The organism is Streptomyces sp. NPDC045967 (assembly GCF_056430495.1).
In genome coordinates this window covers 82,991-108,025 of record NZ_JBWKLE010000014.1, presented here as the reverse complement: position 1 = coordinate 108,025, position 25,035 = coordinate 82,991, and the positions used below count along the sequence as shown (strand labels likewise).

The following is a 25,035-nucleotide window of genomic DNA, read 5'->3' as shown; positions in this document are numbered from 1 at the left end:
GTCAGGCCCTCCAGCCCTGCGGCTCGGGCCACGGGGAACCGAGCTGACGGTAGGTGCCCTGGTAGTCGGGCCAGTCGCGGTGGTCGCGGATCTTGCCGTCGACGAAGCGGATCAGGTGGATCTGCTCCCCGGAGAACACCCGCCCGGTGGGGGCCATGCCGACCAGCTCGCCCACGTGGCGGCCGTACAGCACGAGGTTGGCGCGCACCCAGTCGCCCTTCTCCTCCAGCAGCACCGTCTCCAGGCGCGCCTCCTCGGAGAAGGTCATCCGCAGCCACTTGACGGCCATCGCGAACGAATCGGGGCCGCGCAGGTCCATGTGCTCCATGGTCGCCGGATTGAGGTAATCCGCGTGAATGTATTCCGCCACGTCCGCGGTGTTCCCGGTGTTGTACGCCTCGATCATCCGGCGTACCGCGTCTATTTGGGCGCTCATCGAATTCCCTTCACGGATTTCCTCCAGCTGTGCGGGTCCCGCGCCATCCTGCTGCGCAAGGCGGTGGCCGGACAAGCTCTGGAATTCCGAAAAGTCCCTGCCACCACCGGAATTCGACGCGTTCCATGGAATTCCTGGGCACGGTCCGTGCCGTGCGTCGAGCCGGTCTCGAAGACAGCTCCACCGCCACCCGGGGCGCCGCCCCCACGATGGGTGCGCACGGCCCTACGGCCACCCGACCACCCCGGAGCTGAATGTGGACACCGCCCCCGCCACCGACACCTACAAGACGAAGGTCACCGCCGCCTTCAACGGGGCGGCGGCCACCTACGACCGCCTCGGCGTGGAGTTCTTCACCCCCATGGGCCGCCGCCTGGTCGACCTGGCCGCGCCCGGCCCGGGGGAGCGGGTGCTGGACATCGGCTGCGGCCTGGGCGCCACCCTGCTGCCCGCCGCCGAGAGGATCGCCCCGGCCGGCACCGCACTCGGCATCGACATCGCCGACGCGATGATCGAGGAGGCGGGGCGCGAGGCGGAGCGCCAGGGCATCACCAACGTCGAACTGCGCGTGATGGACGGCGAGCACCCCGACCTGCCGGCCCGCTCCTTCGACCTGGCGCTCGGCAGCTACAGCGTCATCTTCCTGCCCGACGCGCGCGCCGCCCTCGCCCGCTACGCGGACCTGCTCGCCGACGGCGGCCGGATCGCCTTCACCAGCCCGGTCTTCACCCGCGACACCTTCCCCTTCCTGCCGCCGCTGTTCACGCCGCTGATCCCGTTCGAGCTGCTGGAGTACCTGCCGGAGTCCTGGCACCCCGAGCAGCTCCACCGCCAGCTGCACTCCTGGCTCGAGGACCCCGCGGACCTCACCGCGGCGCTGGAGAAGGCCGGGTTCACCGACGTGGAGATCACCGACGAGCCGGTGCTGATGACGGCCGAGTCCGGCGAGGCGTGGGTCGACTGGTCCCACACCCAGGGCATGCGGCTGCTGTGGCAGCACCTGCCGCAGGAGGAGGCCGCGACCCTGCGCGCGCGCCTGATCACCGCCCTGGACGCGCTGCGCACCGCCGACGGCGGCCCGGTCGTCATCGAGGTGCCCGTCCGCTACGTCACCGCTGCCGTCGCCCGCTGACCCGCGCGGCGCCGCAGCCGCACGCGAAAGGGGCCGCCCGCGCAACGCGCGGGCGGCCCCTTCCCGTCTCCTCGCCGGTGCCCGTCAGGTCACCGACAGGGCGCCGTCCACCGCCAGGACCGTCCCGTTGGCGTACGCCGCCTCCGGACGGGTCAGCTGGACGATCCACCAGGCGATGTCCTCGGGGCGGCCGACCCGGCCCGAGGGGATCCGCCCGGCCACCTGCTCCAGGAAGCCGCGGTAAGCCTCCTCGGGCATCCCGGCCCGGACGCCGACACCGGTGTCCACCACGCCCGGCGCGATGCCCACCGAGCGGATGCCGCGCGGCGCGAGCTCCACGGCCCAGGTGCGGGTGAGGAAGTCGAGCGCCACCTTGGCCATGCCGTACACGGAGTTCTCCGGCCAGGCCCGGCGGCCCAGTGAGCCCGCCGAACTGACGTTGACGACCACGCCCTTGGCCGCCTCCAGGGCGTCCAGGGCGGCCTGGGTCAGGAACACGGGCGCGATCAGGTTCGTCCCCAGCTGGGCGCGCACGGAGTCCCGCTCCAGCCCGTCCAGTGCGGCGAAGCCCGTCACGGCCGCGTTGTTGACCAGCACGTCGAGCCGGCCGAATGCGCGCAGCGCGGTCTCGACGATGAGTCGCGGCGCGTCGTGGTCGTGGACGTCCGCGACGAGCACGCGGATGCGCTCGTGGCCGTCCGCGGTCTCCTTCAGCGTGGCCTCGCTGCGGCCGACGACCAGCACGTGCGCGCCGTCCTCGGCGAAGGCGCGGGCGGTGGCCGCGCCGATGCCCGTACCGCCGCCCGTGACGACGACGGCCTTCGTGACGGACGCGTGGATGTCCCCGGTCACCGGCTCAGAAGCCCAGCGCGATGTTGACGCCGCGGATGACGGCCTGCTCCGCCTCGTGGCCGAAGTCCTTGTCGCCGATGGTGAACGACAGCTGGACGCGGTGCTCGAGGTCGCGGGTGGTGGCCGCGAAGGTGGCGTAGCCGGGGATGCCCGCGCCGTGGCCCCACAGGTCGAGGTCGCCGTCGTTCTCCAGCTTCATGATGCCGAGGCCGTAGCCGATGCCCATCGGCAGGTTCTCGATCATCTCCGGCGGCAGCGGGGTGGTCATCTCGGTGAACTCCGCCTCCGCCAGCAGCTTGCCGCTGAACAGGGCGGAGAAGAAGGTGTCGAGGTCGCGGGTGGTCGAGATGATCTCGCCCGCGCAGCCGGCCTCGGAGGGGTTCATCAGCGTGACGTCCTCGGGACGGCCACCGATCTGCATGTAGCCGCGGGCGTGCGGCTCCGGGATGTTCGGGTCGTCGCCCGGCAGGACCGTCTCGGTCAGCTCCAGCGGCTCCAGCACCCGCTCGGTGATCTCCGTGCGGTACGAGCGGCCGGTGACCTTCTCGATCAGCAGGCCGATGATGAAGTAGTTCGTGTTGCAGTACGCGAACTTGGTGCCCGGCTCGAACTCCAGCGGCTTGGCGGCCGCGATGGCGATCAGGTCGGTCGGCTCGTAGTGCTTGTAGCGCTCGGTCAGGAAGCGGTCGCCCGGCTTCTGGAACGAGTCCATGTAGTTGTACAGACCGCTGGTGTGCTGCAGGAGGTTGCGGATGGTGATCTTCTCGCCGTACGGCAGCAGGCCCGGCAGGTGGCTCTCCACCGTGTCGTCGAGGACGATTTTGCCCTCGGCGACGAGCTGGAGGACCACCACCGAGACGAACGGCTTGGTGATGCAGGAGATGCGGAAGCGGCCGTTCTCCGGCACCGGGCGGTCGGAGCCGAGCTCGGCGATGCCCGACGTCACCACGAAGGCGTCGTCCCCCTTGGCGACCCTGAACTGGACTCCCGCGGCACCGGCCGCGACCAGCCGGTCCGCTGCGCCCTGCACGGCCTCCTGAAGGGCCGAGACCTCCGGCCGGGCGATCGTCGTCTGCGACATTTCGGCAAACCTCCACGGGTGGCACTTCATCGGTGAGCGGTGGTCATGGGATGCGGTGACGCGGCCCACGTACGCCCCAGAGCCTGCTCATGGGGGATGGAGGTACGGCGGGGCGCCGGTGGAGCGGAGGTCAGGCCAGGTCGTCGCGGGTCACCCGGCGGGTCGCGACCTGCAGGGCGCCGCCGACGCGGACCAGGACGTCCTCGCAGACGCACACCCGGTGCACCTGGGAGTCGCCGCCGATCGAGGAGGCGTAGACGATCGCGTAGGAGCGGACGTCCACGGCGCCGTCGGGGCGCTCGGAGACGTCGAACATGCCGATGAAGTGGCGGTGGCGCTGGCCGGCCTCGGCGAGCTGGGCCGCGGTGCGGCTGGTCGCGGCGACCAGGCCCGGCCTGCCGCGCACCGGCTCCGGCAGCGTCGGCACGTCGAAAGTGGCGTCCTCGGTGAACGTCTCGGCCCAGCGCTGCGACTCGCCGAGGTCCAGCAGCTGCATCTGGTGGGCGTAGAACTGCTGGACCTCGGCGTACAGGGCGCCGAAGGCCGCGGCGGCCTGCTGTCCGATGCCGGCCTGGAGGGTCATGGAGGACTCCGATCTGGTGGGTGCCCCCAGCCTCGCCGCACCGGGTCGAGCGGGATTCGAAGACGTCTCGAACCGCCGCCGGGCCGCCGGCCGCCGCGACCCCTCCTCCAGCGGGGTTCGTGCGGGCGTCAAGGACGTACCGACACGGTCGGACCATCAACGCCGTTTTTGGAGGTACACCGATGACGACCAAGACGAAGCGGGTAGCCCTGGTCACCGGGGGTACGAGCGGGATCGGCCTGGCAGTGGTCCGCGATCTCGCCCGCCGCGGACACCGCGTCTTCCTCTGCGCCCGCACCGAGCAGCAGGTGAAGCAGACGGTCGAGGACCTGCGGGCCGAGGGCCTGGAGGTCGAGGGCGCCGCCGCCGACGTCCGCGACGGCGAGTCCGTCAAGGCGCTGGTCGCCGCCGCCGTCGCGGCCTTCGGACCGATCTCCGTCCTGGTCAACAACGCCGGCCGCAGCGGCGGCGGTCCCACCGCCGACCTGACCGACGAGCTGTGGGACGACGTCATCGCCACCAACCTCACGAGCGTCTTCCTGCTGACCCGCGAGGTGCTCAAGAACGGCGGCCTCCAGGGCGCCGCCTACGGCCGGATCATCAACATCGCCTCCACCGCGGGCAAGCAGGGCGTGGTGCTCGGCGCCCCCTACTCCGCCTCCAAGCACGGTGTCGTCGGCTTCACCAAGTCCCTCGGCAACGAGCTCGCCCCCACCGGCATCACCGTCAACGCCGTCTGCCCCGGATACGTCGAGACCCCGATGGCCCAGCGCGTGCGCACCGGCTACGCGGCCGCGTACGACACCTCCGAGGAGCAGATCATGCAGAAGTTCACCTCGAAGATCCCGCTCGGCCGCTACTCCACGCCCGAGGAGGTGGCCGGCCTGGTCGGCTACCTGACCACCGACACCGCCTCCTCCATCACCTCGCAGGCGCTCAACGTCTGCGGCGGCCTCGGCAACTTCTGATCCGGAAAGCAGGAACCCACACGATGTCCGCTGAGCGTGTGCACCGCACGACGCACGAGGTGACCGTCGCCGCCCCCGCCGGGGTGGTCTACGGCCTGATCGCCGACGCGGCCAAGTGGCCGCTGTACTTCCCGCCCAACGTGCACGTGGAGCAGCTGGAGTCCGACGGCTCCCGCGAGCGCCTGCGCATGTGGGCCACCGCCAACGGCCAGGTCAAGTCCTGGACCTCGCGGCGCACCCTGGACGTGGCGCAGCGCCGCATCGAGTTCCGCCAGGAGGTGCCCGCCTCCCCGCTGGAGTCGATGGGCGGCACCTGGATCGTCGAACCGCGCGGATCCGCCGCCTGCCGGCTGGTCCTGCTGCACGACTTCACCGTCGCCGGTGACGACGCCGGCTCCGTCGCCTGGGTCGAGAGCGCCACCGACACCAACAGCCGCGCCGAACTGGGCAACATCAAGCAGCTCGCCGAGGGCTGGGAGCGCCTGGACGACCTGGTGATGTCCTTCGAGGACTCGGTGCGCGTCGAGGGCCCGGCCGAGCGGGTCTACGACTTCCTCCACCGCGTCCAGGACTGGCCCACGCTGGTCCCGCACGTCTCGCGCCTGGACCTGACCGAGCCGGAGCCGGGCGTGCAGATCATGTCCATGGACACCCTCACCGCCGACGGCAGCTCCCACACCACCGAGTCGGTCCGGGTCTGCTTCCCGCACGCCCGGCGCATCGTCTACAAGCAGACGGCGACGCCCCTGCTGATGTCGGCCCACACCGGCGAGTGGTCGCTCGTCGAGGACGCGACCGGCGTGACCGTCACCTCGCAGCACAGCGTCGTGCTGCGCGAGGAGAACATCACCCGCGTCCTGGGCCCCGAGGCCGGCATCGCCGAATGCCGCCGCTACGTCCGCGAGGCGCTCGGCCGCAACAGCACGGCGACCCTCAACCTCGCCAAGGCCCACGCCGAGTCCGCGGTCCCGACCGGCGCGGCCTGACGGCTCGTGGCCGCGTCCACCGCTGCTCCGGCCCTGCTCGAGCAGTCCTGACCACGCTGGTCACGACGGAATCCTCGGACAGACACCAGGGCGGCAACGCGGGCGCTCCTCACACATGCGCACCCCGGTCACCCAGGCCGGGGTTGCTTTGCGTGCACCTGCGCCACCCGCTGCTCCGGCCCGGCCGGCTCCGCGCCGGCCCCCGCCGGGTTTTCCGACACACCCAAGGAGAGGTATGACCCCCAACACGATCACCGCCGAGGAGAGGCACGAAGCGGCGGGTCCGCCGACCGGTCCGCTCCCGTACCACCTCGACCTGGTCAGCGGGACCAACGGTGCCTCCCTCGACGCGGGACTCGCCGCCCTCAAGAGCGCCGCCGCCGTCCCGGCCGCCCCCGTCACCCGGCGCGCCGCCGGCGCGGGCGCGCACCGCGGCGCCGTCCTGACGGGCCCCGAGGGCCCGGCCGAACTGGGTGCCAAGGAGACCGGCGCCACCGCCGCCCCGCTGGCCTTCCTCTTCCCGGGCCTGGGCGACCACTACCTCGGCATGGGCCGCGACCTCTGCCGCGACTTCCCCGTCTTCCGCGCCGAGGTCGACCGCTGCGCCGAGCTGCTCGCCCCCGACCTCGGCCTGGACATCCGCGAAGTGATCTTCCCGGAAGGCACCGGTCAGGACGCCGGCCTGGCCGCCGCGCAGCCGGCGGGCGGCGCCGCGCAGGCGCCCGCCATGGACCTGCGCCGGATGCTCGGCCGCGACAGCGGACCGGTCAGCGCCGAGGAGCGCCGGCTGAACACCACCAGGCTGGCCCAGCCCGCCCTCTTCGTCATCGAGTACGCCCTCGCCGGCCTGTGGCGCAGTTGGGGCGCCCGCCCCGCCGTCCTGACCGGCTACAGCCTGGGCGAGTACGTGGCCGCGACCCTGGCCGGGGTGCTCTCCCTCAAGGACGCCCTCACCCTGGTCGCCCGCCGCGCCGCGCTCATCGACGCGCTGCCGCAGGGCGCCATGCTCGCCGTCATGCTGCCCGAGCAGGACGTCACGGCCCTGCTCGGCCCGAACCTCTCGCTGTCCGCCGTCAACGGCGACGCGTTCTGCGTCGTCGCGGGCCCCGAGGAGGACGTCGCCGCGCTGGAGGCCGCCTTGCGCACGCGTGAGGTCGTCAACCGCCGCGTGGCCACCACGCACGCCTTCCACTCCACGATGATGGAGCCGGCCGCGGAGGAGCTGACCGCGCTCGCGCGGACCCTGACGCTCAACCCGCCGACCATCCCGTACGTCTCGAACGTCACCGGCCGGCTCATCACCGACGAGCAGGCCACCGACCCGCGCTACTGGGCCCGCCACCTCGTCGGCACCGTCCGCTTCGCCGACGGCCTGCGCGCCATCGGCGAGGAGCACGTGCTGCTCGAGGCCGGCCCCGGCCAGACCCTCGCCAGCCTCGCCACCGAGGTCCGCGGCGTCGGCAACGGCTCCGTCATCGCCTCGATGCGCCACCCGCTGGAGCGGCGCTCCGACACCGCCGTCGCCCTCAAGGCGCTGGGCCGGGTGTGGCTGGCCGGCGGCGCCGCGGACTGGTCGGTCCACCCCGCCCAGGACCTCCCGGCCGGCGGCGCCACCGCTCCGGCCGCCACCGGCGGCACGGACGAGCCGGGCGCCACCGAGCGGGAGCTGCACGCCCTGTGGGCCCGGCTGCTGAAGACCGAGGAGCAGCTCCCGCGGGACGTCTCCTTCTTCGAGCTCGGCGGCAACTCGCTGCTGGCCACCCGCCTGATCCTGCGCATCAGCCGCGCCTTCTCCGTCGAGCCGACGCTGCGCCAGGTCTACGAGTGGGCCACCCTCGCGCGGACCGCGACCGCCGTCGACGCGCTGCGCGCCGGCCGCGACCCGCAGGAGGCGCTGGCCGGGGACGGCTCGGGCTCCTCGCACACCGGCAGCTCCCTCGCCCGCTTCCGGCTGCCCAACGGCCTGATGGTCTCGCACCAGAATGAGGCGGAGACCCTCCACTTCTACGAGGACATCTTCGACCACCGCGTCTACGCCAAGAACGGCATCACCCTCCCCGACGGCGCGACCGTCGTCGACGTCGGCGGCAACATCGGCCTCTTCACGCTCTTCGCGCACTACGAGGCCAAGGACGTGACGGTCTACACCTTCGAGCCGGCCCCGCCGCTGTTCGAGCTGCTCAGCCGCAACGTCGCCGAACACGGGGCGGACGCCCGGCTGTTCAACATCGGCATCTCCGACACCGAGTCCGAGGCCCGGTTCACCTTCTACCCGCGCAGCTCCGGCATGTCCTCCTTCCACCCCGACGAGGCGGAGGAGAAGCACAACCTGCGCACCATCATCGCCAACCAGCGCGAGGCCGGCGGGGACGAGGCGGCCGACCAGCTCGCCGCGTACACCGAAGAACTGATGGACGTGCGCTTCGAGGCGATCGAGTTCACCGCGAAGCTGCGCCCGCTGAGCGCGGTCATCCGCGAGCAGGGCATCGAGCGCATCGACCTCATCAAGATCGACGTGCAGAAGAGCGAGCGCCAGGTCATCGACGGCATCGCCGACGAGGACTGGCCCAAGATCCAGCAGATGGTGCTGGAGGCGCACGACGCCGACGGCGAGGTCGCCCGCCTGGTGGCGCTCCTGGAGAGCCGCGGCTTCACCGCGCACGCCGAGCAGGACGAGCTGTACGCCGGCACGGACATCCACAACATCTACGCCGTACGCGGCGCACGCTAACGGAGTCGACCACCAATGGAATTCACGACAGCAGGAGTCGTCGGAGCCGGCGTCATGGGCGTCGGCGTCGCGCAGAACCTCGCCCAGACCGGCCACCGGGTCGTCCTGGTCGACGTCTCCGAGGAGATCCTGGACAACGCGCGCAAGGAGCTGCGCAGCAGCCTGCGGGCCTATGCGATGTTCAACCGCAAGGCCGCGGTCGATCCCGCCGCGGTCTTCGATAAGATCGAGTTCACCACCGACTACGAGCTGCTCGCCAAGGCCGACTTCGTGGTCGAGAACGTGACCGAGGAGTGGGCGGTCAAGGAGAAGGTCTACAAGGAGCTCGACCGGATCTGCCGGCCCGAGGTCGTCTTCGCCGTCAACACCTCCGCCATCTCCATCACCCGGGTCGGCTCCGTCACCAGCCGCCCCGAGCGCGTCGTCGGCATGCACTTCATGAACCCGGTGCCGCTCAAGCCCATGGTCGAGGTCATCCGCGGCCACCACACCACGCCCGAGACGATCGACACCGCCCGCCGCTTCCTCGCGGAGCTGGGCAAGGAGTGCATCGTCGTCGAGGACGTGCCGGGCTTCGTCTCCAACCGCGTCCTGATGCTCACCATCAACGAGGCCGTCTTCCTGGTGCAGGACGGCGTCGCGCCCCCGGCCGACGTCGACCGCATCTTCAAGACCTGCTTCGACCACAAGATGGGCCCGCTGGAGACCGCCGACCTCATCGGTCTCGACACCATCCTGAAGTCCGTCGAGGTGCTCTACGAGAGCTTCAACGACAGCAAGTACCGGCCGGCGCCCCTGCTCAAGAAGATGGTCGCCGCCGGCCTGCTGGGCCGGAAGAGCGGCCAGGGCTTCCACACCTACCGCTGACCGGGCCCGCGCCCGCAGCCGCGCCCGCCCCCTTCCCCGCACCGAGACGTACCGAAGACGACAGGACGGACACGAGATGAGCACGGACAACAAGGCCAGGATCGCGGAGTACCTCTCCCGCTTCATCCCGGTGCAGGACCTCAAGGACGACCAGGACATCTTCGAGCTCAGCTTCGTCAGCTCGATGTTCGCGATGCAGCTCGTCTCCTTCGTGGAGCACGAGTTCGGCATCACCGTCGAGAACGAGGACCTGGAGCTGGAGTACTTCCGCTCCATCAGCGCCCTCGACGCGTTCGTCAGCCGCAAGCTGGCCGCGTCGGTCCCCCAGTAGGCCGAGCGGAGCCGACCCCAGATGACGACGATGCTCACCGCGGAGCAGGCGCAGGCCCAGAAGGAGTTCCGGGCCTTCGCCGACACCCGCGTCGCCCCGTACGCCGACGCCTGGCACCGGGCCCAGCGCACCCCGCCGGAGGCCGTCCGGCTGCTCGCCGACGAGGGCCTGCTCGGGCTGCCGGTCCCCGCCGAGTACGGCGGCGGCGGCCGCGACGCGGTGACGCTCGGCCTGCTCGCGGCCGAACTCGGCCGCGCCTGCTCCTCGCTGCGCAGTCTGCTGACCGTGCACACGATGGTGGCGCACGCCGTCGCCCGCTGGGGCACCCGCGCCCAGAAGGACACCTGGCTGCCCCGGCTCGCCCGCGGGGAGCGCGTCGCCGCGCTCGCCGTGTCCGAGCCGGGCACCGGCAGCGACGCCTCCGCCGTCACCACGCGGGTCACCCGCGACGGCGAGGACTGGATCCTCGACGGCCGCAAGCGGTGGATCACCTACGGCGAGAGCGCCGACCTGTTCCTCGTCGTCGGGCGCGGCGAGCAGGGCCCCACCGCCCTGCTGGTCGAGCGCGACACCCCGGGCCTGCGCACCGAGCTGATCGAGGACATGATCGGCATCCGGGCCTCGATGACCGCGGACGTGCACTTCGACCAGTGCCGCGTCCCCGGCGGGAACCTGCTGGCCCGGCCGGGCCTGGGCGTCTCCCACGTGACCGGCGCGGCCCTGGACCTCGGCCGGTACACGGTGGGCTGGGGGTGCGTCGGCATCCTCGACGCCTGCCTGGACGCCAGCACCGACTACGCGGCGGAGCGGGTGCAGTTCGGCGTACCCATCCGGGAGCACCAGCTGGTCCGCCGCATGATCACCGAGATGTACACCTCCGCCCGGGCGGCCCGGCTGCTGTGCCTGGAGGCGGGCCGGCTGCGCGACGCCCGCGATCCGGGGGCACTGGCCGCCACCTCGACCGCCAAGTACTTCGCCTCCACGGCCGCCGCCCGCGCCGCCACCGACGCCGTGCAGATCCACGGCGCGAACGGCTGCGGCCCCGACTACCCCGTACAGCGCCTGCTCGGTGACACCAAGGTCATGGAGGTCATCGAGGGAAGCACCCAGCTGCACCAGACCGGCCTGGCCGAGTACGCCTTCCAGGAGCGGGCCCCGTTCCGCCGCAACCCCGCCGCCGCGGCGGCCCGTGGAAGTGAGTGACCGATGACGACGACCACCGAGACGACGACCGAGACGACCACCGCCGAGACGACCAGCGCCGGTACGACCACCGGGGCGGCGGCGGCCGGCGCGACCCCCGCCGGCGCGCCCGCCCCGGCGGCCACCGTCAAGTGCGTGGTGTGGGACCTGGACAACACCGTCTGGGACGGCGTCCTGCTGGAGGACGCCGAGGTCACCCTGCGCCCCGAGGTCGTCCGCACCCTGCGGATCCTGGACGAGCGCGGCATCCTGCACTCCGTCGCCAGCCGCAACGACCACGCCGCGGCCATGGCCAAGCTGGAGGAGTTCGGCATCGCCGAGTACTTCCTCCACCCGCAGATCAACTGGGGCAACAAGTCCGACTCGGTGCGGGCCGTCGCCCGGGCCATCAACATCGGCGTCGACACGCTCGCCTTCGTCGACGACCAGCCCTTCGAACGCGACGAGGTCGCCTTCGCCCACCCGCAGGTGCGCTGCATCGACGCGCTCGACGCCGCCGGCATCCCGGACCGCCCCGAGATGCACCCCCGGTTCGTCACCGCCGACTCCCGCGAGCGCCGTCACCTCTACCGGGCCGACGCGCAGCGCAACGCCGCCGAGGAGTCCCACGAGGGCACCTCGGAGGAGTTCCTCGCCTCGCTCGGCATGCGCTTCACCATCAACCCCGCCGAGGAGCGCGACCTCCAGCGCGCCGAGGAGCTGACGGTCCGTACCAACCAGCTCAACGCCACCGGCTACACCTACTCCTACGAGGAGCTGGACGCCTTCCGCCGCTCCCCGGACCATGACCTGCTGGTCGCCGGGCTGGAGGACAGGTACGGCACCTACGGCAAGATCGGCCTCTCGCTCGTCGAGCGCGGCGAGGACGTCTGGACCGTCAAGCTGCTGCTGATGTCGTGCCGCGTCATGTCCCGCGGCGTCGGGTCCGTCCTGCTCGGCCACCTGATCCGCGAGGCCCACCGGGCCGGGGTCCGCCTCCGCGCGGAGTTCGTACCCACCGACCGCAACCGGACGATGTACGTCACCTACAAGTTCGCCGGCTTCCGCGAGATCGCCAAGAAGGGCGAGGTGTCGGTGCTGGAGCACGACTTCGCCCGGATCCCGCAGTTCCCGCCGTACATGGACGTCACGGTCGGCGGCTGACCCGCCCCGGGTCCGCCCGGCCCCTTCCGGACCCTCCCCTCCCTCCCCCTTTCCCAGACGGCAGTGCCACAGAACGAGACGGATGGCCAAGATGAGCGCCCAGGCGAACGAGGACCGGCTCCGGCGGGCCATGGCTGCGGTGATCCAGCTGCAGCAGCGCAACGCCGAGCTGGAGAACGAGCGGCACGAGCCGGTGGCGGTCGTCGCCATGGCCTGCCGGCTCCCCGGCGGCATCACCACGCCCGAGGAGTTCTGGGAGCTGCTGGCCTCCGGCCGTGACGCCATCGGCCCGCTGCCCGCGCGCTGGCACGGACTGGACCTCTACGACCCGGACCCCACCGCGACCGGCAAGAGCTACGCGCGGGAGGGCGGGTTCCTCGACGGGCTGGAGGAGTTCGACGCCGGCTTCTTCGGCATCTCCCGGCGCGAGGCCGTCTCCATGGACCCGCAGCAGCGGCTGGTCCTGGAGGCGTCCTGGGAGGCGCTGGAGCGGGCCGGGCTGCGCCCCGACACCCTGGCCGGCAGCCGCACCGGCGTCTACCTGGGCGCCATGCGCTCCGACTACGACACCGGCAACGCCCCCCTGGAGGTCCTCGACGGCTACCAGGGCACCGGCATCTCCGGCAGTGTCGTCTCCGGCCGGATCAGCTACGCGCTCGGCCTGCAGGGCCCGGCCCTGACCATCGACACCGCCTGCTCCTCCTCGCTCGTCGCCCTCCACTCGGCGGTCGCGGCGCTGCGCGGCGGCGACTGCGAACTCGCGCTGGCCGGCGGCGTCACCGTGATGAGCTCGCCCGCCATGTACGTGGAGTCCAGCCGGCTCGGCGCGATGGCCCCCGACGGGCGCTGCAAGAGCTTCTCCGCCCAGGCCGACGGCGCCATCTGGTCCGAGGGCGTCGGCATCCTCGTCCTGAAGAAGCTCGCGGCGGCCCGGCGCGACGGCGACCCGGTGCTCGCGGTGATCCGCGGCTCGGCCGTCAACCAGGACGGCCGCAGCCAGGGCCTGACCGCGCCCAACGGTCCCGCGCAGCAGCGGGTGATCCGCGACGCCCTCGACTCCGGCCGCCTGACGCCCGCCGACATCGACGCGGTCGACGCGCACGGCACCGGCACCCCGCTCGGCGACCCGATCGAAGCCGGCGCCCTGGCCGAGGTCTTCGGCGCCGGCCGCGACGCCGCGCGGCCGGTGTGGCTGGGCTCCTCCAAGTCCAACCTCGGCCACACCCAGGCCGCCGCCGGTGTCGTCGGCGTGATGAAGATGATCCTCGCGCTGCAGCACGAGGCACTGCCCCCGACCCTGCACGCCGCCGAGCCGAGCCCGCAGATCCCCTGGGAGGACAGCGGCCTGCGGCTCGTGCAGGAGCTGCGGCCGTGGCGCCGCGGCGAGCGGGTGCGCCGGGCCGGCGTCTCCTCCTTCGGCATCAGCGGCACCAACGCCCACGTCATCGTGGAGGAGGCCCCGGCCCCCGCCGAGGCGGCCGAAGCCCCCGGTGCCGCACCGGCCGCAGCGGCCGAGCCCGCCCCGGCGGGCGTCCCCGCCGGCCCCCGCCCGCTGCTGCTCTCCGGCTTCGACACGGCCGCGCTGCGCGCCCAGGCCGGCCGCTGGGCCGCCTGGCTCACCGCCCGCCCCGACGCCCGCTGGCCGGACGTCCTGCGCACCGCCGCCCTGCACCGGACCCCAATGGAAGCCCGCGCCAGCGTCCTCGCGGCCGGAGCGCAGGAGGCCGCCGAGGCGCTCACCGCCCTCGCCGAGGGCCTGCCGCACCCGGCCGTCACCTCCGGGACCGCGCGCGAGCGCGGCAAGGCGGTCTTCGTCTTCCCCGGGCAGGGCTCCCAGTGGCTCGGCATGGGCCGCGAACTCATCGAGCAGAGCCCGGTGTTCCGCGACGCCGTCCAGGAGTGCGACGAGGCCCTCGCCCCGTGGACGGGCTGGTCCGTCGCCGAGGTCCTGCGCGGCGAGGCCGACCCCGACCTCACCCTGGAGCGCATCGACGTGCTCCAGCCCGCCCTGTTCGCCGTGATGATCGGCCTGGTCGCCGTATGGCGTTCGCTCGGCGTGGAGCCGGCCGCCGTGGTGGGCTCCAGCCAGGGCGAGGTCCCCGCCGCCGTGGTCAGCGGCGCCCTGACTCTCGCCGACGGCGCCCGGCTGACCGCGCTGCGCTCGCAGGGCCAACTGCGCGAGTGCAGCGGCCGGGGCGCGATGGCGCTGGTCGAGCTGCCCGTGGCGCGCACCCGCGAGCTCATCGAGCCCTACGGGACCACCCTGTCGGTGGCCGTGGTCAACACCGCCGGCTCCACCGTGGTCTCCGGCGACGTGGACGCCGTGGAACGGCTGCTGGCGGAGCTGGAGGGCGGCGACGTCTTCTGCCGCCGCATCCAGTCGGACACCGCCGGGCACAGCGCGCACATCGACCCCATGCTGCCCTGGCTCGCCGAACAGCTCGCCGACCTGCGCCCCGGCCCGTCGGCCGTGCCGTTCTACTCCACGGTGACCGGCGCCGTCGTGGAGGGGACCGGTCTCGACGGCGCCTACTGGTGCCGCAACGTGCGCGAGACCGTCCGGATGGACCTCGCCCTCGCGCGGCTCGTCGCCGACGGCCACGGCGTCTTCGTCGAGATATCCCCGCACCCCGTCCTCGGCATGCCCCTGACCAGCGCCACCGCCGACAGCGACGGCGCCGTCGTCGGCAGCCTGCGCCGCGACCACGGCGGCCTGGACCAGCTGCTGCGGTCGCTGGGAGCCCTGCACACCCAGGGCTACGAGGTGGACTGGACGCGGGTGTTCGCCCCGGCCGACGGCTCCGCGGCCCGGCTCGCGGACCTGCCGACCTACGCCTTCCAGCGCACCTCCTACTGGACCGACGTCCCCGGCTACCGCCGCCTCGACCCGGCCGAGGCCGCCGCCCTGGCCCGGCCCGCCCAGGACCCCGACGGCGAGGACGCCACCGGCCCCGCCGCGCTGCGCGCCCGCCTCGCCGCCCTCGGCGAGGACGAGCGCCTCGAAGCCCTCACCGGGCTCGTCCGCCGCGAGGCGGCCGCCGTCCTCGGCGCCACCGAGCCGGTCCCGGCCGGCAAGCGGCTCCAGGAGCTCGGCCTGGACTCGATCATGGCGCTCCAGCTGCGCAACCGGCTGACCGAGCTGACCGGCGCCACCCTGCCGGCGAACCTCGCCTTCCAGCACCCCACCGCCCGTGACATCGCCGGCCACCTGCTCGCCCACGCCCTCGGCGCACTGGCGAGCGCGCCCGCCACCGCCCTCCAGCGCTCCGGGGAACGCGGCGAGCACCCCGCGACCGACGGCCAGCGCCGGCTGTGGTTCCTGGAGCAGCTGCGCCCCGGCAGCGCCGAGTACCACACCCCCCTGATCCTGCGCACCGGGGAACGGCTCGACCCCGCCGCACTGCGCTCCGCCCTGACCTGGGTGACCGCGCGCCACGAGGCGCTGCGGACGGCGCTGGAGCCGCGCGACGGGACACTGGTCCAGGTCGTACGGCCCGACAGCGAGCCGCAGTTCACCCATGAGGACCTCAGCCACCTCGACGCGGCGGCGCTCGACGCCCGGATGCGCGAGGAGGAGCGCCGGCCGCTGCGGCTCGACGGCCCCGGCCTGCTGCGCTGCCTGCTCGCCGACACCCACGACGGCGGCCAGCTGATCGGCATCTTCCTGCACCACGCCGTCACCGACGGCTGGTCCCTGTCCGTCCTCACCCAGGAGCTGTACGCCGCCTACACCGCCTATGCGGACGGCGGCGCCCCCGGGGCCCCCGAACCCGCTTTCCAGCTCGGCGACTTCGCCGCCTGGGAGCAGCGCGCCCTGGAGGAGGGCCACTTCGCCCGGGGCCTGCGCGTGATCGGCGACCGCCTCATCGGCATGGGCCGCCTGGAACTGCCGGCCTGCGACGATGCGGGCGACGCGGGCGACGGCGGCACCATCGGATTCGCCCTCCCCGCCGGCGTGCGCACCCGGGTGGAGGAACTGGCCGCCCGCACCGGCGTCACGCCGTACACCGTGTACGCGAGCGCCTTCGCGGTCCTGCTGGCCCGCACCACCGGCGCGTACGACTTCGGGCTCGGCACCGTCTGGGCCAACCGCCAGCTCGCCGGCACCGAGGGCCTGCTCGGTTTCCTCGTCACCACCCTGCCGCTGCGCTGCGAGCTGGCCGGCGACCCCAGCTTCGAGCAGGTCCTGACCCGGACCGCGCCGCGTGTCCTGGAACTGATGGAGCACCAGGACCTGCCGCTGACCGAGCTCGTCAAGGCCGTCGGAGGCGAGCGCACCGGCGAGGACAACCCGCTGTTCAGCGCCGTCTTCAACTACCGCGCGAGCGCCCTGCCGGCGCTCGGCGAGGGACGCTCGGCCTGGCTGCCGTCCCCCGGCGCCGCCGTGGGCGGCGGCCCGCGCGGCGTGGCGAAGTCGGCCGTCGGCCTCACCCTCGCCCCCGACGGCGAGGGTCTGGCCGGCGAGGTGGAGTTCCTGCCCGGCGTCCTCGGCGCCGAGGCGGCCGCCCGCCTCGCCGACAACTTCCGGACCCTGCTGGAATCGGCCGTCGCCGACCCGGCCCTGCCCATCGCCGACCTGGAGCTGATCTCCGCGCCGGAGCTGGCCTGGCTGGAGGAGCGCGGCGGCCGGGTGACCGGCCCGGCCGCCGGCCCCACCGCCCTGGAGCGGATCCTCACCCAGGCCCGCCGCACCCCCGACGCGCCGGCGCTGGTCGACGGCGAGCGCACCTCCACCTACCGCCAGGTGGTGGCGCGGGCGTCGGCGATGGCCGGGCACCTGCGCTCCGCCGGAGCGGGCCCCGGCACGCTGGTCGGCATCCACCTGCCGCGCTCCGCGGACCTGGTGGTGTCGGTGCTGGCCGGCTGGCTCGCGGGCGCCGCGTACGTTCCGCTGGACCCGGAGTACCCCAAGGCCCGCCTGGAGCACGTGATCCGCGACAGCGGCCTGTCCCTGGTGGTCTCCACCCGCGACGGCTCGCCCGAGGTCGCCGCCGACGGCGTGGCCGTCCTGCTGGCCGACGCGCTCGAGGCGGACGCGGACGCGGAGGCGGACGTGGACGTGGACGCGGACGTGGACCGGTACGGCGCCGGGGACGACCCGCGGTCGCTCCCCGGGCTGTCCGACCTCGCCTACGTCATCTACACCTCCGGCTCCACCGGCCTGCCCAAGGGCGTGCAGCTGGAGCACGCCCAGTTCGCCACCTTCTGCACGGCGATGGACGAGCGGGTCGGCGGCGGCCCCGGCGACACCTGGCTCGCCGTCACCAGCCTGTCCTTCGACATCTCCACGCTGGAGCTGCTGTGGACCCTGACCCGGGGCTACCGGGTCGTCGTCGGCCGGGGCGGCCCGGCCGGCTGGGCGGACTACCTCCCGTACGCCCCCACCCACCTGCAGTGCACCCCGTCCCTGGCGCGCATGCTGCTGGCCGACGCCGACGGCCGCTCGCTCGTCCAGGGCCTGACCCGGATGCTCGTCGGCGGCGAGGCCCTGGACCGCGGCCTCGCCCGCAAGCTGGACCGGCTGTGCCCCGGCCGGCTGATGAACATGTACGGGCCGACGGAGACCACCGTGTGGTCGGCGGCCTGGGACGCCGTACCGGGCGAGGTCTCGCTCGGCACGCCCCTGCACGGCAATGTGCTGTACGTGCTGGACGCGGCCGGGCGCCGGGTGCCGCGCGGCGCCCGCGGGGAGCTGTTCATCGGCGGCCTCGCCGTCGCACGCGGCTACCTGAACCGGCCCGCGCTGGACGCCGAACGCTTCCTCGACGACCCGTACGCCGGGGGCGGCGCCCGCATGTACCGCACCGGGGACGTCGTGCGCTACCGGGCCGACGGCTCCCTGGAGTTCTGCGGCCGCGCCGACGCGCAGGTCAAGCTGCGCGGCCACCGCATCGAACTCGGCGAGATCGAGGCCGTCGCCGCCGAGCACCCCGGCGTCGCCGAGGCGGCCGCGGTGGTCCGCGAGGACGTGCCGGGCGACCCCCGGCTGTGCCTCTACCTCACCACCGCCGCGGGCCGGACCGTCGCCGAGGAGGACCTGCTCGCCGCGCTCGCCGCACGGCTGCCCGCCTACATGGTCCCCTCCCGCCTGGTGCGCCTCGACGAACTCCCGCACACCCCCAACAAGAAGGTCGACCGGGGCGCCCTGCTGCGCCTGGAGGCACCCGCGCCGGCCGCCGCGGCCGCCCGCGCGGCCGAGGGCCGCGAGGCCGCCGGCGGGGACGGCATCGAGACCCTGGTGTCCGGCGCCTGGGCCGAGGTGCTCGGCATCACCGCCGTCGACCCCGACAAGGGGATCTTCGACCTCGGCGCCAACTCCATGAGCGCGCTGGAAGCCCACAAGATCATCTGCGCGGGGCTGGGCCGCGAGTTCCCGCTCTCCACCCTCTTCCGCCACCCCACCGTCCGCCGGCTCGCCGCCTACCTGCGCGACGGCGCGCACGGCACGGCCGCCCGGCCCGGACGGTCCGCGGCCCGCCGCGACCGCTCCGGCGAGGACGCCGTCGCCGTCGTCGGCATGGCCTGCAAGCTCCCCGGCGCGCCCGACATCGACACCTTCTGGCGCAACCTGCGCGGCGGCGTGGAGTCGATCACCCACTTCACCGACGAGGAACTGCGCGCTGCCGGCGCCACCGAGGAGGAACTGGCCCACCCGGCCTACGTCCGCTCCCGCGGCCTGGTCGACGGCGCCGACCTCTTCGACGCGGCCTTCTTCGGCTACTCGCCCGCCGAGGCCGAGGTCATGGACCCCCAGCACCGCCTGTTCCTGGAGGCCGCCTGGCAGGCACTGGAACACGCCGGCATCGTCCCGGCGTCGTTCGACGGCAACGTGTCCGTCTTCGGCGGCACCGGCTTCGGCGGCTACCACCAGGACGCCTCGGGCGACCTCTCGTCCTTCTACCGTTCGATGATCGGCAACAAGAACGACTACCTGGCCACCCGCGTCGCCCACAAGCTCGACCTGCGCGGGCCCGCCCTCTCCGTCCAGACCGCCTGCTCCACCGGCCTGGTCGCCGCCCACCTGGCCCGCGAGAGCCTGCTGCGCGGCGAGTCCGACGTCGCCCTGGTCGGCGCCTCCTCGCTGACCATCCCGCTCAAGCGCGGCTTCGTCCACCAGCCCGGCCTGGTCGTCTCCCCCGACGGCAAGTGCCGCGCCTTCGACGAGAAGGGCGCGGGCACCGTCTTCGGCAGCGGCGTCGGCATGCTCGTGCTGCGCCGGCTGTCCGACGCCGTCGAGGCCGGCGACACCGTGTACGCCGTGCTGCGCGGCAGCGCCGTCAACAACGACGGAGCCGAGAAGGCCGGGTTCACCGCGCCCAGCGTGCAGGGCCAGGCGTACGTGATCGCCGAGGCGCAGGCGGCGGCCGGGGTCACCCCGGACAGCGTCGGCTTCGTCGAGGCACACGGCACCGCCACCTCGCTCGGCGACCCCATCGAGGTCCAGGCCCTGCAGCAGGTCTTCGGCTCCGTCGAGCGCGCCGAACCCTGCGCGATCGGCTCGGTGAAGACCAACATCGGGCACGCGGACGCCACCGCCGGCATCGCGGGCCTGATCAAGGCCGTGCTCGCCGTCCACCACGCGGAGCTGGTGCCCAGCCTCAACTACGAGCACCCCAACCCCGAGATGGGCCTCGACCCGAATCTCTTCTACGTCAACACCGAGACCAAGCCCTGGTCCTGCGACGGACCGCGCCGGGCCGGGGTCTCCTCCTTCGGCATCGGCGGCACCAACGCCCACGTCGTCCTCGAACAGGCCCCCGACACCGCCCCCGCTCCCGCCCCGCAGGAGCACCCCGCGGGCGCGGTCCCGGTGGTGCTGTCCGCCCGCACCGAAGCCGCGCTGCGCGACCAGGCCGGCCGCTGGGCGCACTGGCTGGAGGAGCACCGCGACGTCCCGCTCGCGGACGTCGCCCGCACCGCGGCCCTGCGCCGCACCCACTTCGGCCACCGCGCCGCGGTCACCGCGGCCACCGCCGACGGGGCCGCCGCCGCCCTGCGCGCCCTCGCCGAGGACCGCGGCCACGCGGACGCCACCCGGGCCACCGCCCGCGGCCGCGGCCGCACCGTCTTCGTCTTCCCCGGCCAGGGCAGCCAGTGGGACGGCATGGGAGCCGCCCTCCTGGAGCAGTCGCCCGCCTTCGCGCGGACCGTCCGCGACTGCGACGAGGTGCTGGCACCGCGGCTCGGCTGGTCGGTCACCGACGTGCTGCGCGGCGCCGGCGGGCCCGAACTCTCCGCCCGCCGCCTGGACGTCGTCCAGCCCGTCATGTTCACCATGTACGTGGCCCTCGCCGCCGCCTGGCGCGAGCTGGGCATCGAGCCCGACGCCGTCACCGGGCACAGCCAGGGCGAAGTCGCCGCCGCCGTCGTGGCCGGCGCGCTCACCCTGGACGAGGGCGCCCGGATCATGGCCGTCCGCAGCCGCGCCCTCCAGGCCGTCGCCGGGGTCGGCGCCATGGCCGTCGTCGAACTCCCGCTGGACCAGGTCCGCGAGCGCATCGCGCCCTACGGGGACGCCGTCTCCGTCGCCGCCGTCAACACCCCCACCTCCGTCGCCCTGTCCGGCGACGCCGACGCCCTGGAAGAGCTGCTGTTCGCCCTCGACGACGAGGACGTCGTCTGCGGGAAGCTGGAGGCGCCCGTCGCCTCGCACAGCCACTGGATGGACTCCCTGCTCCCCGCCCTGGAGGCCGACCTCGCGGACCTGGCACCCGTCAGCGGCCGGCTGCCGTTCTACTCCACCGTCACCGGCACCCTCCTCGACGGCCGCGAACTGGGCGCCTCGTACTGGTGCCGCAACCTGCGCGAACCCGTCCGCCTCGACCTCGCCCAGCAGCAGCTGACCGACTCCGGCCACGACGTGTTCATCGAGGTCAGCCCGCACCCCGTGCTCGCCATGCCGCTCACCGAGGGCAGCGCGGACGCCCTGGTGGCGGGAACCCTGCGGCGCGGCCACGGCGACCGCGGGGAACTCCTGCGCACCCTCGGCGCACTGCACACCCACGGCCACCGCGTGCCCTGGGAGCGGGTCTGGGCCGCCGCCGCCCCCGCCGCGAAGGTCGCCGAACTGCCCTCCTACGCCTTCCAGCGACGCTCCTACTGGATCGACCCGCCGGCGCCCGAGGACACCCCCCGCGCCGCCGCCGACCAGGCGTTCTGGGAGGCCGTCGGCGAGCAGGACCCGGCCCGGCTCGCCGAGCTGCTCGACGCGCCCGACCGCCTGCGCGAGGGCATCGGGGAACTGCTCCCGCTGCTCACCACCTGGTGGCAGGGCCAGGAGGCCCGCGAGACCGTCGCGGGCTGGCTGTACGAGGACGCCTGGGAGCTCTCCCCGGTCCCCGCCGGGCGGGCCGCCTCCGCGGCCGGGCCCTGGGCCCTGGTGACCACCATCGCGGAGGCGGCGACCGCCGACGCGGTCGAGGACGCCCTGCGCGCCGCCGGAGCCACCCCGCACCGCATCACGGCCGGCGCCGACCGGGCAGCGCTCGGCGCCGCCCTGCGCGCCCTGCCCGAGCCGCCCGCCGCCGTCCTCACCCTGGGCTCCCTCGACGCCACCCCCGACGGCTCCGGCTCCACGGCCGGCTTCGCCGGCACCCTCGCCCTGCTCCAGGCCCTCGGCGACCTCGGGCTCGACGCCCCGCTGTGGGCGCTGACCCGCGGCGCGGCCGACACCGACGGCGCCGGCGCCCCCGCACCGCTGCAGGCGCTCGTCACCGGCCTCGGCCGGGTCGCCGCCCTGGAGGACCCGCTGCGCTGGGGCGGCACCGTCGACCTGCCCGCCGAGCCCCACCCCGGCTGGGCCGGCGCACTGGTGGCCTGCCTCACCGCGGGCGACCACGAGGACCAGGTGGCGCTGCGCGCCGACGGCCGCCACGTACGCCGCCTGCGCCGCACCACCCCCCGGCCGGCCGGGCAGCGGCACCCCGCGGCGTGGTCCACCCGCGGCACCGCGCTGATCACCGGCGGCCAGGGAGCCCTCGGGCTGCACCTGGCCCGGCGGCTCGCCGCCCGCGGAGCCGAGCACATCGTGCTGGCCTCCCGCCGCGCGGCGGCCACCCCCGAAACGGAGCAGTTGCGCACCGAACTCGCTGCCCGCGGCGTCGAACTCAGCCTGGAGCAGGCCGACGTCAGCGACCGCGAACAGGTCGAGGCGCTGCTCGCCCGCACCGGTGACCCGCGCCGCCCGCTGCGCACCGTCGCCCACCTGGCGGGCCTGTCCCGCCCGGCCGCGCTCACCGCCCTCACCCCCGCGGCGGCCGCCGAGGAGAACGCGGCCAAGGTCCACGGGGCCTGGCACCTGCACGAGGCCCTCGCCGGCCACGAACTCGACGCGTTCGTGCTGTACGGCAGCGGCGCCAGCCTGTGGGGCGGCGCCGGGCAGGCCGCGTACGGGGCGGCCAACACCGCGCTCGACGCGCTCGCCCGCCACCGCAGGGGCAAGGGGCTGCCCGCCACCGTCGTGCACTGGGGCGGGTGGGCCGGCGGCGGCATGGTCACCGCCGACGCCGAACGCGCCGCCCGCTCCCGCGGCCTTCGCACCATGGCACCCGAACTCGCCCTGGACGCCCTCGACATCGCCCTCACCACCGGACTCACCGCGCTCGGCGTCGCCGACATCGACTGGACGGCGTTCGCACCCGCCTACCGGGCGGCCCGCCCGCGCCCGTTGCTGGACACCCTGCCCGAGGCCCGCGAGCCGGAAGCCGAGGAGGCACCGGACGCGTCCGCCGGAGCGGAGCTGCGCACCGCCCTGGCCGGGCGCAGCGCCGGCGAACGCCAGGAGGCGCTGACGGCCCTGGTCAAGGGCGAGGTCGCCCCCGTCCTCGGCCTGGACGAGGCCGAACTGGACACGGGCCGGCCGCTGCAGCAGCTGGGCCTGGACTCGCTGATGGCCGTGAAGGTCCGGGGGGAGCTGACCCGCCGCACCGGCCTCGCCCTCACCACCGAGGCGATCCTGCGGCACGCCACCTGCGAGGGCATCGCCGCCCACCTCGCCCGCAAACTCGATCCCGAGGGCGCCGCCCCCGAAGCCCCCGCCGCCGGACACGGCCGGGACAACCCCTGGCTGCGCGTCCTCAAGCCCGCCCAGAACCCGCGGGCCCGGATCGTCTGCGTCGCCGGCATGGGCGGCACCACCGGCGGCCACGTCCCGCTGGTGCGCCACCTGCCCGACGACGTCGAACTCCTCGGCGTGCAGCTGCCCGGCCGCGAGGGCCGCGCCGACGAGGCACCCGTCACCGACATGATGGCCCTCGCCGACCAGGTCGTCGCCGCCCTCGCCGACCGGCTCGCCCCGGCCGCGGGCGGGGCGCCCGTCGTCCTGTACGGGCACAGCCAGGGCTCCTGGCTGGCCTGGGAGGTGGCCCACCGGCTCGCCCACCGGCCCGCCGTCCCGCCCCTCGCGCTCGTCGCCGCCTGCGCGCTGCCGCCGCTCGCGCCCCTCACCCCCGGTCTCGACCGGCTCGGCGAGCTCACCGGCGACCTGGACGGCGCCGACCCCCGCGAACTGGCCGCCCTCCTGGAGGGCCTGCTGCCCGACGAGGTCCTCGCCAGCGGGGAACTGCTCGCCGAGTACGTCCAGCGGCTGCGCACCGACACGGTCCTGGCCGAGAACCACCGGGCGGTGCTGCGCGGCAGCGACCGCCCCGCCCTGGACGTACCGCTCTTCGCGGTGTCCGGCACCACCGACCCGGTCCTGCCCGAAGGGTCCATGGAGGTGTGGCGCGAGCTGACCGGCGCCCTGTACGTACCCCGCTCCATCGAGGGCTCCCACGCGGCGCCGATCACCAACCCCGAGGCCATGGCGGCCGAACTCATGAACGCGATCACCACGATCGCCCCCAGCCTGGAGGAGAACCATGCCTGAGACCGTGCGCCCGGACGGGGCGCGGATCCACTACGAGGTGCGCGGCACCGGCTTCCCCGTCCTGCTCATCGGCCCCGGCGAGATCCCCGGCCAGTGCGACACCGAGCGGGCCGCCTTCACCGAGACCGCCGACGCCCTCGCCGGGCGGTTCCAGGTGATCACCGTCGACGCCCGCCACCAGGGCCGGAGCACCGGCGACTCCGCCGAGCCGTTCTGCTACGGCCGCACCGCCGCCGACCTGGTCGCCGTCCTGGACGAACTCGGCGTCGAGCGCGCCCACGTCGCGGCCTCCGGCGCCGGCACCGCCCAGCTCTGGCGGCTGGTGCGGGACGCCCCCGACCGCATCGGCGCCGTCGTCGCCCACGCGCCCGTCGGACTCGCCGAGGGCAACGGCTTCGGCGACTTCCTGGCGACCTTCGACGAGCCGATGCGCCTGCCCCGCGCCGAGGGCCTCGACGGCGTGATCGAGGAGGCCGGCCGGGGCGGCGGCTTCGCCGCGCGGCCCGGCGCCGGACCGTACGCCCGGCAGCTGGAGGGCTCGCCCGCGTTCCGCGAGGAGGTCCGCGCCCTGCGCCGCGAGCGCTACATCGTGCGCCTGGTCCGCTTCCGCGACGGGCTGTGGCCGCAGGGCTCCGCCTACTTCTCCGTACCGGAGGAGTGGATGACGTCCTTCCCCGCGCCGTTGCTGGTCCTGCCGGGCGACAGCCGGCTGGCCCCCGCCGCGTTCGCCAAGCGGCTCGCCGCCGACGTGCCCGGCGCCCGCCTGCTCGACGGCGCCGCCGACACCGCCGACCGCCGGACGGAGACCCTCGCGTCGGTCGTCTCCTTCCTCCTCGAGACCACCGCAGGCTGAAAG

Annotated in this window: 14 protein-coding genes; 10 read left to right on the top strand and 4 right to left on the bottom strand. The window is 74.1% G+C overall.

Features of this window, described 5'->3' with window-relative positions; translation table 11 throughout:
• Position 1 precedes the first annotated feature (1 nt).
• On the bottom strand, positions 2-436 hold the full coding sequence (locus AC07FY_RS24360) for a SnoaL/DnrD family polyketide biosynthesis methyl ester cyclase (protein WP_479009599.1): 435 nt from the start codon (positions 434-436) through the stop codon (positions 2-4).
• A 256-nt stretch (positions 437-692) separates the two neighbouring features.
• On the opposite strand from AC07FY_RS24360, the gene AC07FY_RS24355 reads away from it, so the two are divergent.
• Entirely contained in the window at positions 693-1,568 is an 876-nt protein-coding gene (locus AC07FY_RS24355; protein WP_479009596.1) for a class I SAM-dependent methyltransferase, read from the top strand.
• Between the two features lie 84 nt (positions 1,569-1,652).
• On the opposite strand, the gene AC07FY_RS24350 is transcribed toward AC07FY_RS24355, so the two are convergent.
• The 3 genes from AC07FY_RS24350 to AC07FY_RS24340 all read right to left on the bottom strand — a co-directional run bounded on the left by AC07FY_RS24350 (position 1,653) and on the right by AC07FY_RS24340 (position 4,084).
• Complete coding sequence (locus AC07FY_RS24350) at positions 1,653-2,420, bottom strand: SDR family NAD(P)-dependent oxidoreductase (protein ID WP_479009594.1); 768 nt, start codon at positions 2,418-2,420, stop codon at positions 1,653-1,655.
• A 4-nt stretch (positions 2,421-2,424) separates the two neighbouring features.
• Positions 2,425-3,501 (bottom strand): serine hydrolase domain-containing protein, encoded by a 1,077-nt coding sequence (locus AC07FY_RS24345; protein ID WP_479009591.1) that lies wholly within the window; start codon positions 3,499-3,501, stop codon positions 2,425-2,427.
• 130 nt (positions 3,502-3,631) lie between these two features.
• Positions 3,632-4,084, bottom strand: a complete 453-nt coding sequence (locus AC07FY_RS24340) for a nuclear transport factor 2 family protein (protein WP_479009588.1) — start codon at positions 4,082-4,084, stop codon at positions 3,632-3,634.
• Positions 4,085-4,266: 182 nt separating this feature from the next.
• Between AC07FY_RS24340 and fabG the strand changes: the two genes are divergently transcribed.
• From fabG to AC07FY_RS24295, 9 genes are all read left to right on the top strand, one after another.
• Positions 4,267-5,052 carry a 3-oxoacyl-ACP reductase FabG gene (gene fabG, locus AC07FY_RS24335; protein WP_479009585.1) on the top strand — a complete coding sequence of 262 codons (786 nt, stop codon included), beginning with the start codon at positions 4,267-4,269 and terminating at the stop codon, positions 5,050-5,052.
• Positions 5,053-5,075: 23 nt separating this feature from the next.
• On the top strand, positions 5,076-6,038 hold the full coding sequence (locus AC07FY_RS24330) for an aromatase/cyclase (RefSeq protein WP_479009583.1): 963 nt from the start codon (positions 5,076-5,078) through the stop codon (positions 6,036-6,038).
• A gap of 235 nt (positions 6,039-6,273) precedes the next feature.
• Complete coding sequence (locus AC07FY_RS24325; RefSeq protein WP_479009581.1) at positions 6,274-8,769, top strand: FkbM family methyltransferase; 2,496 nt, start codon at positions 6,274-6,276, stop codon at positions 8,767-8,769.
• 15 nt (positions 8,770-8,784) lie between these two features.
• Entirely contained in the window at positions 8,785-9,636 is an 852-nt protein-coding gene (locus AC07FY_RS24320; RefSeq protein ID WP_479009579.1) for a 3-hydroxyacyl-CoA dehydrogenase family protein, read from the top strand.
• A gap of 76 nt (positions 9,637-9,712) precedes the next feature.
• Positions 9,713-9,967, top strand: coding sequence for an acyl carrier protein (locus tag AC07FY_RS24315; RefSeq protein ID WP_069924400.1), 255 nt, complete (start codon positions 9,713-9,715; stop codon positions 9,965-9,967).
• A 21-nt stretch (positions 9,968-9,988) separates the two neighbouring features.
• Entirely contained in the window at positions 9,989-11,170 is a 1,182-nt protein-coding gene (locus AC07FY_RS24310) for an acyl-CoA dehydrogenase family protein (RefSeq protein WP_479009577.1), read from the top strand.
• 3 nt (positions 11,171-11,173) lie between these two features.
• Positions 11,174-12,313 (top strand): HAD-IIIC family phosphatase, encoded by a 1,140-nt coding sequence (locus tag AC07FY_RS24305; RefSeq protein ID WP_479009574.1) that lies wholly within the window; start codon positions 11,174-11,176, stop codon positions 12,311-12,313.
• An 82-nt stretch (positions 12,314-12,395) separates the two neighbouring features.
• A complete protein-coding gene (locus tag AC07FY_RS24300) occupies positions 12,396-24,179 on the top strand; it encodes an amino acid adenylation domain-containing protein (protein ID WP_479009571.1) in 11,784 nt (3,927 codons plus the stop codon).
• Entirely contained in the window at positions 24,172-25,032 is an 861-nt protein-coding gene (locus tag AC07FY_RS24295; RefSeq protein WP_479009569.1) for an alpha/beta fold hydrolase, read from the top strand. Before AC07FY_RS24300 ends, AC07FY_RS24295 begins: the two co-directional genes overlap by 8 nt.
• Positions 25,033-25,035: the final 3 nt, after the last annotated feature.